Genomic DNA, 13368 nt, shown 5'->3' with positions numbered 1-13368 from the left:
TGCTTAATGCAGACCTTTTTTATCTTTCAGTTTTATGGTGCTGCGTCTAATTTCACGGCCTCTAAAATATCAAAAATCACCGCAGTCACATCTTGGCTTAAATCACGATCATTGAAGATCTCAAAAGCGGTGATGGTGACATCAGTATCACTGGGTAATTGTTTTTGTTCTTCTTCAATCAAGTGTTCAATCGGTAATAACGTCTGTTTAACTTCTAAATGCAGTATCTCGTCATATGCTACATTTTCATCTTCAAGCTCAATTTCCTGCTCATTGAAATAAGGAATTAAAATAGAGTGCAGATATGGGCTAATATCTTGAATATCCAAAAGTTCGACATCACGAGTTTGTTCAATCGTACTGATGTGGTCGTTCACTTCAATTAAGATATGATAATAACTCATGCTGATCTCCATTAAGGCTAAGATGATGTTTTAACACCACAATAACATGAATAAATCAAAACAATCGACCCATTCTTGTTATTGCTTAGCAGATCATCTTATATCGACCTATTCTGTGAGATTGATCTGCTTTTAATTTGAAAAACCGAGTAACTTGAGATCCGTATCTGTTAACTGAAAATCTTTGGCATCTTGATCTTTAATACGTGGATACATTAAAGATTTAGGGTCACGGGTGTGCTTGAGCCCCAAAGCATGACCAAACTCATGTGCTAAAGTTAAACGTAGATCATCGATTGAAGAAAACTCATAAATAAAAATCTGTTTTCCATCAAATTGACCTTTGTGCAGTACTTCAGGCTTAAAGGTTTCATTAAATTCATTCACAGAAGCACTTAATTGCTGATGAATCTGCTTTGATTTTTCAGCCTGTTGCTGATTTTGCTGAACTTTATGATTGTATTCAGTAATCTTGGCTTGTAGCTTCTGAGCTTGTTGCTGCAATTGCTGCTGCTGTTTTTGTAAGGCAATGAACAGTGCTTTATTGCTGCTGTCAGCCTTATATTGCGCTAAACCTTGTTGATATTGCTGAGCTTGGTTTTCATAAACTTGCTTTTGACGCTCAAGTTGGGCACTGCTTTCAGCTAAGTCAGCATTAACTTTTTGTAGCTGCTCATTTCGACTCACCCAATTCTGTTGTTCCTGCTCAAGTTGACCTAAACTTTCAGCACGTTTCATGCTACGAATTTGACGTTGATCAAACACCAGATTGATTGCAAATTCAGCCTCAGGGTCATACACAAAATATTTTTGCCCCGTGTTTTTTTCCCAAATTGCTGCTGCTTGTTTACTTAAGGCAACCATTTGTGCTTGATCAATATTTAAGCGTGGATCAAGTTCTGCGATACGGTAGCGTAAAGGTTGCTCTGTGCTGTAGCGAATTTGTGGCTGTGCCGAGGCCGTTGAGGAAATTTGAGCAAAAGCCGTGACTGGGGCTAGCACGCTAAAACATGTAGCCAAAAGTAGAGATAAAAGACGCATAATAGGAGATAAAACATGAAAGAGGTCACATTTTAAGCGAAAAAAGACAGTAGTCAAATTGATGTAAAAGGATGCGCCTTATGAGTTTTAACGATATTTCCGTAAAATGAATAAAAATACATTTGTAGACATATAGCTAAAAAATCGTGATAAAAAAACAAGATTTGTTTATTAAATGATCTAAAAATAACATCAGAACAACTGTTTATTTTTTATTTTAAGTCGGCTTGATTGATAAAAATTTCTCGAAACATTTAGAAAACATATTTTTTTCTGCTTCAAAAAATACATTCTATTTCACATAAAATATTTATCTATTTGTACAAAAACTATACTCAAAGTCTAGTTAATGTTAATTCTTGTAACTGTTTTTCCTGAAATCAATTTAATAAATGGCTTTTACGAGGTCTTTATCCGAATCGGTGAGTGCAAATTGCTGTAGATTTTGTTTTTGGATCACAGGGTACATTAGTGAGCTTGGATCATTGGTATGTTCTAAGCCAAGCGCATGTCCAAACTCGTGTGCCAGTGTGAAACGGAGGTCGTTCATTGATGAAAATTCATAGATCAGAATCTGTTTACCGTTGAAATGGCCTTTATGGAATAAGTGGGGCTGAAACACTTGATTAAATTGACTTGCGGATGCAACCAGTTGTTGATTGTTCTGATTTAAATTCTGGATCTGTTGATTGAGTTGTTGCGTACGTTGATTGTGTTCTTGAACTTCCTGTTGTAGTGCTAAAGACTGTTGTTGTAATGCTTGCTGTCTTTGTGAAAATTGTTGTGCCAAGTCTTTTGAACTGGAACGACTTTGATTGAAACGCTGTACTTCTGCATTATAGTGCTGGAACTGAGCAGCGAGCTGTGCCTGTTTCGTGGCAATTAAAGCGGTCGTTTTTTGGATTTCATCCTTTGCTTGTTTCAATTGTTGATTCAAGATTTCCCATTGCTTTTGCTGTTGCTTCAGTTGATCTAAGCCTTGTAATCGCTCAGTACTGCGTTGTTGACGCTCATCAAAGACTAAATGAATGCTAAATTCGGCTTGTGGGTCATAAATGAAATTTTGTTGTCCTGTTTCTTGTTCCCACAGTTTGGCGGCTTGTTGGGTCAATTCAAGCACTTGTTGCTGATTTAAATTAAAGCGTGGATCAATCTCTGCAATACGATAATGCACGATTTTTTTGGGGCTTGCGTGTTGGTGTGTATCCTGTGAATGGGTATTGCTTTGTGCATTGCTGAATTGAGATATGCCCATGCTTAAACAAGCGATCAAAAATGCTAGAGAATAGACTCGCATTGTGAAATCTCCCCAAAATAAAAACTTATTTTTGATCATTATTTTGTGAGCGTCAAAATGCTATGTAGTTAATAAATAAAATGAAAAAGTGTGATTTTTTTCTAATAAATAAAAAAATGAATCGAATGATGTACACAATCAAAAAATGATGTTTTTGTTGTTTTTTTAAGCATAACTCAAAAAATATCAATGAATTAAATTAACAGATGTAAAAATTTTCAGGAATAAACGCAACGAAGAGACCTATTGTTAACTTTTGTAAAATTTTTCTGAAAGCGGCAAGTTTTTGACTTTTCAGTGAATAATTGTTTGTTTGTGACATTTATAGTCCATGAAATTTTGGGGGTGCCTGAGGAGATATTCAACCTTGGCGGAGACAAAGCCTATCGTGTCAGGAATAGCGCACGATCGGCTGGGGTCAGGCGAAAATGAGCAGCATTTTGTTCTTTCATGATTGGGTACATCAGGGCTTGAGCATCCTCGGCGTGGGCTAAGCCCAATGCATGGCCGAACTCGTGGGCGAGTGTTAAACGTAGATCATCCTCAGATTCGAATTCATAAATAAAGATCTGTTTACCATTAAATAAACCTTTATGAAATAAATGTGGTTTAAAGCGCTGTTTATATTGGTTCACCGAGGCATTGAGTTGTTGGTCTAGAGCATTGAGTTCATCGACTTGCTGATTGAGTTGAGCAATTTTCTGATTATATTGATTAATTTCCTGCTGCAAGGTTTGCACATTTTGCTCTAGATCCCGCTGCCGTTGCTGAAAATAGTCCGAATTGGCAAATGCGCTTGGATGCTGTCGTGCATTTTGTTGTTCTTGATTATAGTGCTGGATTTGCTGATTCAGCTGTTGTTGTTTTAAATCCAGAAATTGCTTGCTCCGTATAATTTCCTGTTCGATCTGATCCAGTTGTTGTTTTTTCTCTTGCCAATGTTGTTGATTCGACGCGAGTTGGCTTAAATGTTCTCGGCGTTGCTCACTTTCGATTTGACGTTCATCATAAATCAGGTGAATGGCGAGTTGAGCATTGGGGTCATAGATAAAATAATCTTCTCCTGTACCATCTTTCCAGATTTGAGTCGCTTGTTGGCTAATATCTTTGACTTGTTCAATACTGAGTTTAAAGCGAGGATCGACTTCAGCAATACGATAACGTAGACGTGTATCTAGTGGATTAGTGATGCGATCTGTTAGCGAGTTAAATTTAAGTTGAGGGTGTTGACGGGTTTGATAACCCGACCAGAAGATAAAGAGTAGCAATGCAATAATGAGAAAGAGCTTCATTCGTTATTTTTGGAAAATAGAGGTTGGTAGAGGCTAGGTAGTACTAAAATTCCCCAGATCAGTGTAGAGAGAATATTGCCTAGCTCATAAAAAATAGCACCAAAACCAGAGATGAATGTCCAAGAATAACTTGGTAACAGATAAATGAGTAGACCCAGGAAGAAGCTATAAACGTATAGCTTTCTTGCCCACTCTTTAAATAGAAGTAAACCGACCACGATAACAAAGAGACCAATAGCTAAAAGACCTGAAAGAATGAGTTCCCAGTTCTGAGGGTCTGTGAATAATAGTTGGTTAATTGCAATCGACGTTTCATCATATGCATCGAATATTGCGCCTGTAAAAATACACAGCAGCGAAAAAATAAGCATGAATCTAAATTGGGTTCTGCTAATGACAGGATCTATTTTCATCTTTAATCTAGGTATCATTATTTTTAATATTTGGATTATACCGAAAATAATTTCATGTGTATTAAGCCAATATTGTGGTATTCAAATCGATTTGGTTCAGGTTTAGTATTTCCGATGGGACTAATTCATACACTGGCCATCTGGTCGATGAGACAATTTATTCTGATGGACAATAAAAAAATAGTGCGAAGGAATATGCATGCTGAAATATTTACTCAAATCGCCTGAGGCTGCATGGGCGGCCGTTTCACCCGCACCAGCAAAGGCAGAAAATCTAAAAATTAAATATCTGGGGACCGCAGGGTTTATCTTGTCTGATTCTAATCGAAGCTTAGTACTTGATCCTTTTATTAGCCGTCCAAATCTTTGGCAGACCTTTACTCAACCTTTATCTAGTGATCCAGCATTGGTCAAGCACTATATTCCTGATGCGGATGAGGTACTGATTGGACATGCGCATTATGACCATATTCTGGATGCCGCAGAAGTGTGCAAACAAACAGGCGCTCGCTTGATTGGCTCACAAGCCAGTGTGATGTATGGGCGTTCCGCAGGTTTGCCTGAGCAACAGATGCATGCAACGCAGGGAAGGGATGTGATTCACTGTGGTTCTTGGCAGGTGATTGGCTTACCTTCAATCCATGGCAAAGCCTTGTTTGGTCGTGTTCCATTGCCTGGAGATATGATCGAACCACCACCGTATCCACCAAAATTTCATCAGTTACGGCATGGTTTGGTTTTGAACTGGTGGATTGACACAGGTCAACTGCGTGTTGTTCACATCGACTCTGCTGACTTTATTGAGCAAGAGTTACAGGGCAAACACGCTGATATTGTCTGTTTATGTGCAATCGGACGTAAATATCGACCAAACTATGTCAAAGATGTAGTCCGACTACTCAAGCCGAAATATATTATTCCATGTCATTGGGACAGCATGGTGACACCCATTGATGCACCAGCGCAGTTATTACCTGGAGTGAATATTGCTGAGTTTCTGGATGAAATTAAAGCGTGTGGCGTGATACCTTTGTTTATGCCAATTTTGGGCGAACTTTATTTTGAACAAAATGATTCATCTTAAAATATAAAAAAAAACCGCGCTTTCGCGCGGTCTTTTCTAAAGAGACAAATTATTTTTTGTCATCTTTTACTTCAGTGAACTCAGCATCTACAACGCCATCGTCCGCTTTTTGTTGTTGACCAGCAGCATCACCTTGGAATGCATTTGGATCAAAACCTTCTGCGCCGCCAGCACCTTGTGCTTGTTCATAAGCACGTTGAGTGATTGGCATCAAGATGTTTTGTAAAGCTTCAGTTTTCGCTTTGATGTCTTCAACATCATTTTCTTTGGTTGCTGCTTCAAGCTCAGAAACCGCAGTTGTGATGGCAGTTTTTTCATCTTCAGTGACTTTGTCACCAAGATCTTTTACTGCTTTTGTTGAGCTAGAAACCAGCGCATCTGCTTCGTTACGTGCTTTCGCTAACTCTTCAAACTTACGGTCTTCTTCAGCATTCGCTTCAGCATCTTTGATCATTGCATCGATTTCAGCATCAGACAAACCTGAGTTTGCTTTGATCTGGATTGATTGCTCTTTACCAGTGCTCTTATCTTTTGCAGATACTTTCAAGATACCATCTGCGTTGATGTCGAATGATACTTCAATTTGCGGTACACCACGTGGAGCAGGTGGGATATCGCCCAATTGGAAGTTACCCAACAATTTGTTTTGTTGGGCCATTTTACGTTCACCTTGGTAAACCGAAATGTCTACAGCAGGCTGGTTGTCAGCAGCAGTAGAGAACACTTGTGATTTCTTCGCAGGAATCGTGGTGTTTTTCTCAATGATCGGAGTCAATACGCCGCCCATTGTTTCGATACCTAAAGTTAATGGTGTTACGTCTAATAAAAGTACGTCAGTTTTGTCACCAGACAATACCGCACCTTGAATCGCGGCACCGATTGCAACGGCTTCGTCAGGGTTCACGTCTTTACGTGGCTCTTTACCGAAGAATTCTTGTACTTTTTGTTGTACAAGCGGCATACGAGACTGACCACCAACCAAAATTACGTCAGAAATGTCAGACGTTGAAAGACCCGCATCTTTAAGCGCAATACGGCAAGGCTCGATGGTACGAGCAACCAAGTCAGCAACCAAACCTTCAAGTTTTGCACGTGTTACGTTGATCACTAAGTGTTTAGGACCAGTCGCATCAGCGGTGATGTATGGAAGGTTGATTTCAGTCGCATTCGATGAAGAAAGCTCGATTTTTGCTTTTTCAGCAGCTTCTTTCAAACGTTGTAACGCAAGTGGATCATTTTTCAAGTTCACACTTTGTTCTTTCTTGAACTCTTCAACCAAGAATTCAATTAATGCGTTATCAAAGTCTTCACCACCAAGGAAAGTATCACCATTGGTTGATAACACTTCGATTTGTTGGTCGCCATCAAGGTCAGCGATTTCAATGATTGATACGTCGAATGTACCACCACCTAAGTCGTAAACCGCGATTTTACGATCGCCTTCTTTTTTGTCCATACCGAACGCAAGTGCCGCAGCAGTTGGTTCGTTAATGATACGTTTAACATCAAGACCTGCAATTTTACCTGCATCTTTAGTTGCTTGACGTTGCGCATCGTTAAAGTAAGCAGGAACAGTGATGACTGCTTCAGTAACGGTTTCACCTAAGTAGTCTTCTGCAGTTTTCTTCATCTTTTTCAAGATTTCAGCAGAGATCTGTTGAGGTGCTAATTTCTTGTCGTTAACTTCAACCCAAGCATCGCCATTGTCCGCTTTGATGATTTTATAAGGGACAAGACCGATATCTTTTTGTACCGCTTGATCTTCATAACGACGGCCAATTAAACGCTTGATTGCGAATAATGTGTTTTTTGGGTTGGTTACCGCTTGGCGTTTCGCACTTTGGCCCACAAGGATCTCGCCATCTTTATATGCGATGATCGATGGAGTTGTACGTGCGCCTTCTGCGTTTTCGATTACTTTTACTTTATCGCCTTCAAGTACAGCAACACATGAGTTGGTAGTACCTAAGTCAATACCAATAATTTTTGCCATTGATTGTGTTCCTCTAAAATTTTGTTGCAATGTTTTGCTTGTTATTCGATATGAGAGTCAATTGGTATTTTTCAAGCATTTTTATGAAAAAAAATCAAAAAACTCTCAAATTTCTGCACTTTTGAGCAAATAAACGCTTTGCTGCTTGGATTATTGACCGACCATCACCATCGCTGGGCGGAGTAGGCGACCATTTAAGGTATAACCCTTCTGTAAAACAGTGCCAATTTGGTTGGCTTTGGCATTTGGATCGATCCCAACTGCTTGGTGTAGATCAGCATTGAAGCCATTTTGGGTATCCGCTTCAAGCACGCCAAATTTTTCCAGTGTGGTCAGTAATGATTTCAGGGTTAGCTTGACACCTTCAAGCACAGGCGTTTCTTCTTCGCCAGCCGCTTGAATTGCGCGTTCAAGGTTATCGACAGAATCTAGTAATTCTTTTGCAAATTTTTCTAGCACGGTCTCTTTGTGCTTTTCAGATTCGCGTTGAATACGCTCGACACTCTTCTGCGCTTCATAAACAGCATTGGCAGTACGTGCTTTTTCTAATTTCAAGCTTTCTTCAAGTTTGGTGATTTGCGCTTGTAAATCTTCAACGCTAAGCTCGTTTGCCTGCTCTACACCTTCAGCTTGAGTTTGTTCAGTCTGTTGCTCATTTTGAATGTCTTGAGCTTGCTCATTGTGCTCATTAGCCATTGATGATCTCCGTTGAAAAAGGTTCTTAAACATGTACAGTCCTTTTTGGCGTGAATGCTCATAGGGTTAAACCCGAACTGCCACATCTTGGTCATTCATAGATAGGGATGAAGTATGGGCAAGCCGACAAAATTCAAGCGTTCAGGTCGATTTAAATCTTTTAATTTTGCTGATTTAAGTAAAAATTTAAGTTTTCGATGACAAAAGCAATAAATTCTTGGGTGATTTTCGGTAAATGTTGTCGAGAAGCATAGACTAAGGACAAGGTCAGATCGGGTGCAGCAAAATCTGTAAATACCTGTTGCAAACGCTGTTGCGCAATATCCTTACGCACCAGTAATGTTGGCAACATGGCAATCCCTTGGGCTTTAAGACACATTTGATAAAGCGCAATCACATCATTGCTTTTAAACGTAACATTTAATGGATAGTTCTGCGGTTGCTGATCTGTATCAAATAGGGTCCAGTATTGGTTATGTGTGTGATGGGCAATGCATTCATGTTGAATGAGTTGACTGGGATGTGATAGGGGCGTGTGATCCTGTAAATAGTGGGGATGTGCACAAAAGATGGATTCGATTTGACAGACGGGTCGGGCAATCAGCCCTTCAGCAACTTTTTGGGTAATACGCAGTGCCAGATCGACATGGGCATCCATCAGGTCGACCGTATTTTCAGTTAAATAGACATCGAAATGGATCTGTGGGTAGCGTTTCTTAAACTGTTTAATACATTCATTCACACCCAGTTGGAACAGAAACAAGCCACAGGTGAAACGAATCGTACCACTGTGCTGTTCAGGCGCGGCTAAGCCTTCTAATAGTTGTTGTTGCTGTAAAATATTTTCACAATAGACCAAGGCTTTTTCACCCGCAGGGGTGAGTGAAACTTTACGGGTATTGCGTTGAAACAACCGCGTCGAAAAAGTTTGTTCGAGATGTTCTAAATAGCGTGACACCATTGCCTTAGAATAATCCAGATGTTCGGCCGCTTTACTGAGATTGCCTTGCTGCGCGATACAGACAAAGACTTGGATGGCTTTTAAGGTGTCCATGTTTATTATCATTGTTGCAAGATATGCAACATTTTATCTTAATTCAGGGTGTTTATTCAGCAATAATTGCAATTTAAAGTGTTCCTTATCAGATTGGAGACGATAAGATGAATACCAAACCTTATATCATTGCTTTATCTACTTTAGCGGCAACATCAACTGCTTTTGCACAAGACTTAAAAATCCAAAACTTTCTGGCTCAACCTGAACACTTTGGTGTGACTTCGACCTTAATTGAAGGCGATAAAGAAGTGTTATTGGTGAATGCACAATTCTCTAAATCAGAGGCATTGCGTATTGCAGCAGATATCTTAGATAGCGGTAAAACCTTAAAAACCATTTTTGTCAGCTATGGCGATCCAGACTTCTATTTTGGTTTGGACGTATTTAAGCAGTACTTCCCGAATGTGCAAGTGATTGCGACCCCTGAAACTGTGAAGCATATTCAGGATACGCAAGCGCTGAAAGTACAGTATTGGGGACCAAAAATGGGTGCCAATGCACCGAGCAAGATTATTGTTCCACAAGCGTATACAGCTAAAACCTTAAAATTAGAAAATGAAAATATCGAAATTAAAGGTAAGAAAGAACTGACTTATTTATGGATTCCGAGTGCCAAAGCAGTTGTCGGTGGTATTCCAGTGTCTTCGGGGATTCATCTGTGGACTGCGGATACCCCAACAGCCAAAGATCGTGCAGAAGTGGTACAGACTTTAGAGAGTATCAAAGCCTTAAATCCACAAGTGGTGGTGCCTGCACATATGAAAGTAGGCGCAGCCGAAGGTCTTGATGCGGTAAACTTCTCGATTGACTATTTAAAGCAGTATGAAAAAGCGGTAAAAGCCAGCAAAAACTCAGCTGAATTAATTGGAATTATGCAAAAACAGTATCCAACTTTAGGTGAGTCAAGCAGCCTAGAGTTGGGGGCTAAAGTGGTAAAAGGCGAGATGCAATGGCCTTAAACCAAGCTAAATAAATGGAAAAACCGTGATCAGAGGTCACGGTTTTTTATGGCTGCTACATTTATTTTTAATCAAAATTACCCAATTGTAATCTTTTAAGCAGATTGTACGGTGTTTCTATGAATTATAAAAAAATAAGATAATCTCTTTTTAACTGAAAAAATAAAACTAAAAACCGTGAAATTACTTTAACTCTAATGCTTTAGAGATTTTGAATGTTTTTCTTAATATGTGAAATATGAAAAGAGTTGATTTAAGAAAAATTGCAAAATAGAGCGGCTTACATAACAAACTGCAACTAATCCGCATCACGTCTAAGAAAAAAATTGTGAATCATAGGCATCGCAAAGACAACTTTGCTTTTTGTCATAATGAAAGGAAATACGAAATGAAAAAGTTAGCATTGATTTCTGCGGTTGTAGCAGGTGTTGCATTAACAGCTGTAGGTTGCTCAACTCAAGGTGGTTTAGATGCATCTGGCTCAGCTCAAACAACAGGTGCAAGCCCGGCAGGCGTACAAGGTGGTGTTGGTGTGCAAGGTGGATCATCTGTTGATGTTCAACCTGGTGGCGCTTCTGCGGATGTATCAGGTTCAGTTTCTGGTTCAGCAGGTACGACTGCTCAATAATTTTTTAGGATGAAGTTGGCTTCGCATAAGATTGAACACACGATGCCGCATGCAATCTTATTGATGTACTGCTATACATCACGCGAAGTTAACTGAATTCATAAAACTGACACTTTTTTAGTGCTATAAAACTAGAACGAATTCATTGGTTCTAGTTTTATTGTTTTAACAATCGCATGTTAAAACAGCATTTAATTGACATAAAAAGTAGTTGTGAATAAGCACTATGGTTAATGACTTTTTGATAATAGCCCTTTAGCGTACGACATATTTTTTCAAATCTTGAACTTGATCTAAGACTTTAGAAAAGCATATAGTCGAAGACAACAAGAATTATGGACAGAGCGAAGAAGGGGACAGAAGTGACAGCATTACCTCAAAAAATTCAAACCATTCTAGACAAAGGACAGGGCCCTGCTGCACGAGCACTTGATAAGCTCCCCAAAATCGTACAGGAGTCTCTTGCCAAGCTTCTCGCTTATCCACACCAATATCCAGATTTAGATTCTTTTATCAAATGTCTGATGGCTGTCCAAATTAAACAAGGGCGCATTGGCTTCATTGGTGATGACCCAATTGAATCTCGCCGTCAGTTTGATGCACAAATGTTGGCAATCATTAACAAGCCAACCTCAATAGAATCTGTTGAAGATATCCGTCTTCCACTGCAAAGCGGTACGGTATTTGCCAGACATTATCATCCTGCACCCAATAAAAAATTACCGATGATTGTGTTCTATCATGGTGGTGGTTTTGTGGTGGGTGGTTTGGATACCCATGATGAAGCCTGTCGACTCATTGCCAAGTATGCAAAAGTACAGGTCTTAAGTATTGATTATCCACTTGCACCAGAAGCATCGCCACAACTGTTGATCAAATCATGTGAAGATGCCTTGGCATGGGTGTATCAAAATCGCCGTCAACTGAAAATCTATAAAAACCGGATTGCGGTTGCAGGAGACAGTGCAGGGGGTAATATCAGTACCACGGTTGCGCAACATGCTGTAGGTAAGGCCTATGCACCTCAAGCACAATTATTGATTTATCCCGTGGTTGATTTCAAAAGCCGCCATCCTTCGTTCTATGCCTATGGAGAGGGCTTGGTGTTGACCAGCAAAGATGTAGACTATGTCACTGACTACTATGCGACACAGCACGATGTTGCACTCGATGATCCGTTGATCTCACCAACCTATGGCAGTCTTAGAAAGCTGGCACCAGCCTATGTGATTACTGCCGGGCATGATCTGCTGCATGATGAGGGTGCAATCTATAGTCATAAGCTCAGACAAAACGGGGTGAAAGTACAATACGTTGATTACCCAGATCAGACCCATGGCTTTATTAACCTCACGCCAGTCTCTAGTAAGGCTAAACGCAATACCATTGAAGTTGCCAAAAACTTTAGAAAATTTTGGGATAAACATAGTTAATAAAGTCTGAGCCGATGTTTCACGTGAAACATCGGTTTTTGTTTTAAAGATAACAAATAGAAATAGCAAAATAGAATTAGCAAAACTAAGATGAGCATTCACAACAAATCAATGATCAAGCCGAGAAAAGCAATGATGAAAAAGTTGTTCATGACAACAGGTTTAATTTTGGCAAGCAGCCATTTATTTGCAAATACCATGGTTGATATGAAAACCAGTATGGGCAACATCGAAATTGAACTTTTTGATGATAAAGCACCTGTGTCGGCAAAAAACTTTGAAAGCTATGTAAAAAGCAACTTCTATACAGGCACGATCTTTCATCGTGTGATTCCTGGTTTTATGGTGCAGGGCGGTGGTTTAGATGCCAATATGATTGAGAAGACAACTAAAGCACCGATTGTGAATGAGTCGAGCAATGGTTTGAAGAACACACGTGGTACTTTGGCAATGGCACGTACCAGTAATCCGAATTCTGCAAGCAGCCAATTCTTTATTAATGTGGCGGATAATAACTTTTTAAATAAGTCAGCAATGGATGCAGGGTACGCCGTATTTGGTAAAGTGACCAAAGGGATGGATATTGTCGATAAGATCGTAAATGTACCAACGGCAAACTACGGGATGCATCAAAATGTACCAAAACAACCGATTAAAATTATCAGCGTACAGATAAAGAACACTAAGTAAAAAACAAAGCAGAAATATCTATAAAATATTTCTGCTTTAATTTTATGTGCTTACGAGAATTATGCTGCTTTGTTATACATGTTAATGTGTAAAAAAAGAACACTTGATAAAACAAGGGTTTAAAAAGACTTGCACACTAAAAAAAATCTCCTATAATGCACTCATCCCGACGCGATGAAGCAAAAATAACTTAGCTTTACTGGTTAAGTTGTTGAATGTTTATTGCGTTGATTTGCCACTGACGAAGTGGTGAAAAGATCATTAAGAGAATAGAAGAACAACTTGTGTGGATTTTTACTAGTTGATCAATCGAAAATATTTCATTGATTGAAGAGTAGAAATTTCTCGAAGTTTATTTGAGCGAATTTTTAGTCAGAAAAT

13 protein-coding genes are annotated in these 13368 nt (G+C 39.3%); 5 read left to right on the top strand and 8 right to left on the bottom strand.

Annotation, left to right across the window (positions count from 1 at the left end):
* Nucleotides 1-32 precede the first annotated feature (32 nt).
* The 5 genes from V6E90_RS20910 to V6E90_RS20890 form a co-directional block, all read right to left on the bottom strand.
* Complete coding sequence (locus V6E90_RS20910; protein WP_167539957.1) at nt 33-416, bottom strand: hypothetical protein; 384 nt, start codon at nt 414-416, stop codon at nt 33-35.
* A 120-nt stretch (nt 417-536) separates the two neighbouring features.
* Nucleotides 537-1445, bottom strand: coding sequence for a matrixin family metalloprotease (locus V6E90_RS20905; RefSeq protein WP_332606353.1), 909 nt, complete (start codon nt 1443-1445; stop codon nt 537-539).
* A gap of 385 nt (nt 1446-1830) precedes the next feature.
* Complete coding sequence (locus V6E90_RS20900) at nt 1831-2742, bottom strand: matrixin family metalloprotease (protein WP_213029727.1); 912 nt, start codon at nt 2740-2742, stop codon at nt 1831-1833.
* A gap of 383 nt (nt 2743-3125) precedes the next feature.
* Nucleotides 3126-4034 carry a matrixin family metalloprotease gene (locus V6E90_RS20895; protein ID WP_065344226.1) on the bottom strand — a complete coding sequence of 303 codons (909 nt, stop codon included), beginning with the start codon at nt 4032-4034 and terminating at the stop codon, nt 3126-3128.
* Entirely contained in the window at nt 4031-4447 is a 417-nt protein-coding gene (locus V6E90_RS20890) for a hypothetical protein (protein WP_065344225.1), read from the bottom strand. The genes V6E90_RS20895 and V6E90_RS20890 overlap by 4 nt, the downstream gene beginning before the upstream one ends.
* 199 nt (nt 4448-4646) lie before the next feature.
* Between V6E90_RS20890 and V6E90_RS20885 the strand changes: the two genes are divergently transcribed.
* Nucleotides 4647-5531, top strand: a complete 885-nt coding sequence (locus tag V6E90_RS20885) for an MBL fold metallo-hydrolase (protein ID WP_065344224.1) — start codon at nt 4647-4649, stop codon at nt 5529-5531.
* A 49-nt stretch (nt 5532-5580) separates the two neighbouring features.
* Here the strand turns inward: V6E90_RS20885 and dnaK are convergent, their stop codons facing one another.
* The 3 genes from dnaK to V6E90_RS20870 form a co-directional block, all read right to left on the bottom strand.
* Entirely contained in the window at nt 5581-7524 is a 1944-nt protein-coding gene (gene dnaK / locus V6E90_RS20880) for a molecular chaperone DnaK (RefSeq protein ID WP_016543242.1), read from the bottom strand.
* A gap of 150 nt (nt 7525-7674) precedes the next feature.
* Nucleotides 7675-8220, bottom strand: coding sequence for a nucleotide exchange factor GrpE (grpE, locus tag V6E90_RS20875; RefSeq protein ID WP_016543243.1), 546 nt, complete (start codon nt 8218-8220; stop codon nt 7675-7677).
* 160 nt (nt 8221-8380) lie between these two features.
* Entirely contained in the window at nt 8381-9274 is an 894-nt protein-coding gene (locus V6E90_RS20870; protein WP_065344223.1) for a LysR family transcriptional regulator, read from the bottom strand.
* Between the two features lie 107 nt (nt 9275-9381).
* Between V6E90_RS20870 and V6E90_RS20865 the strand changes: the two genes are divergently transcribed.
* The 4 genes from V6E90_RS20865 to V6E90_RS20850 all read left to right on the top strand — a co-directional run bounded on the left by V6E90_RS20865 (nt 9382) and on the right by V6E90_RS20850 (nt 12987).
* Nucleotides 9382-10236 (top strand): MBL fold metallo-hydrolase, encoded by an 855-nt coding sequence (locus V6E90_RS20865; protein WP_016543244.1) that lies wholly within the window; start codon nt 9382-9384, stop codon nt 10234-10236.
* A 388-nt stretch (nt 10237-10624) separates the two neighbouring features.
* Complete coding sequence (locus V6E90_RS20860; RefSeq protein ID WP_016543245.1) at nt 10625-10864, top strand: hypothetical protein; 240 nt, start codon at nt 10625-10627, stop codon at nt 10862-10864.
* Nucleotides 10865-11226: 362 nt separating this feature from the next.
* Complete coding sequence (locus V6E90_RS20855; protein WP_212750477.1) at nt 11227-12297, top strand: alpha/beta hydrolase; 1071 nt, start codon at nt 11227-11229, stop codon at nt 12295-12297.
* A 132-nt stretch (nt 12298-12429) separates the two neighbouring features.
* Nucleotides 12430-12987 (top strand): peptidylprolyl isomerase, encoded by a 558-nt coding sequence (locus V6E90_RS20850; RefSeq protein WP_023271062.1) that lies wholly within the window; start codon nt 12430-12432, stop codon nt 12985-12987.
* Nucleotides 12988-13368 lie beyond the last annotated feature (381 nt).

This window comes from Acinetobacter sp. ESBL14 (assembly GCF_036668815.1).
GTDB classification, from domain to species: domain Bacteria; phylum Pseudomonadota; class Gammaproteobacteria; order Pseudomonadales; family Moraxellaceae; genus Acinetobacter; species Acinetobacter gyllenbergii.
The sequence above is the reverse complement of the archived record's forward strand: the minus strand, read 5'-3'. Positions and strand labels throughout refer to the sequence as shown.

Bases quoted from the DNA above. Each gene is read 5' to 3' on its own strand.
- V6E90_RS20910 (WP_167539957.1), bottom strand. From the start codon at position 416: ATGGAGATCAGCATGAGTTATTATCATATCTTAATTGAAGTGAACGAC.
- V6E90_RS20905 (WP_332606353.1), bottom strand. From the start codon at position 1,445: ATGCGTCTTTTATCTCTACTTTTGGCTACATGTTTTAGCGTGCTAGCC.
- V6E90_RS20900 (WP_213029727.1), bottom strand. From the start codon at position 2,742: ATGCGAGTCTATTCTCTAGCATTTTTGATCGCTTGTTTAAGCATGGGC.
- V6E90_RS20895 (WP_065344226.1), bottom strand. From the start codon at position 4,034: ATGAAGCTCTTTCTCATTATTGCATTGCTACTCTTTATCTTCTGGTCG.
- V6E90_RS20890 (WP_065344225.1), bottom strand. From the start codon at position 4,447: ATGAAAATAGATCCTGTCATTAGCAGAACCCAATTTAGATTCATGCTT.
- V6E90_RS20885 (WP_065344224.1), top strand. From the start codon at position 4,647: ATGCTGAAATATTTACTCAAATCGCCTGAGGCTGCATGGGCGGCCGTT.
- dnaK (WP_016543242.1), bottom strand. From the start codon at position 7,524: ATGGCAAAAATTATTGGTATTGACTTAGGTACTACCAACTCATGTGTT.
- grpE (WP_016543243.1), bottom strand. From the start codon at position 8,220: ATGGCTAATGAGCACAATGAGCAAGCTCAAGACATTCAAAATGAGCAA.
- V6E90_RS20870 (WP_065344223.1), bottom strand. From the start codon at position 9,274: ATGGACACCTTAAAAGCCATCCAAGTCTTTGTCTGTATCGCGCAGCAA.
- V6E90_RS20865 (WP_016543244.1), top strand. From the start codon at position 9,382: ATGAATACCAAACCTTATATCATTGCTTTATCTACTTTAGCGGCAACA.
- V6E90_RS20860 (WP_016543245.1), top strand. From the start codon at position 10,625: ATGAAAAAGTTAGCATTGATTTCTGCGGTTGTAGCAGGTGTTGCATTA.
- V6E90_RS20850 (WP_023271062.1), top strand. From the start codon at position 12,430: ATGATGAAAAAGTTGTTCATGACAACAGGTTTAATTTTGGCAAGCAGC.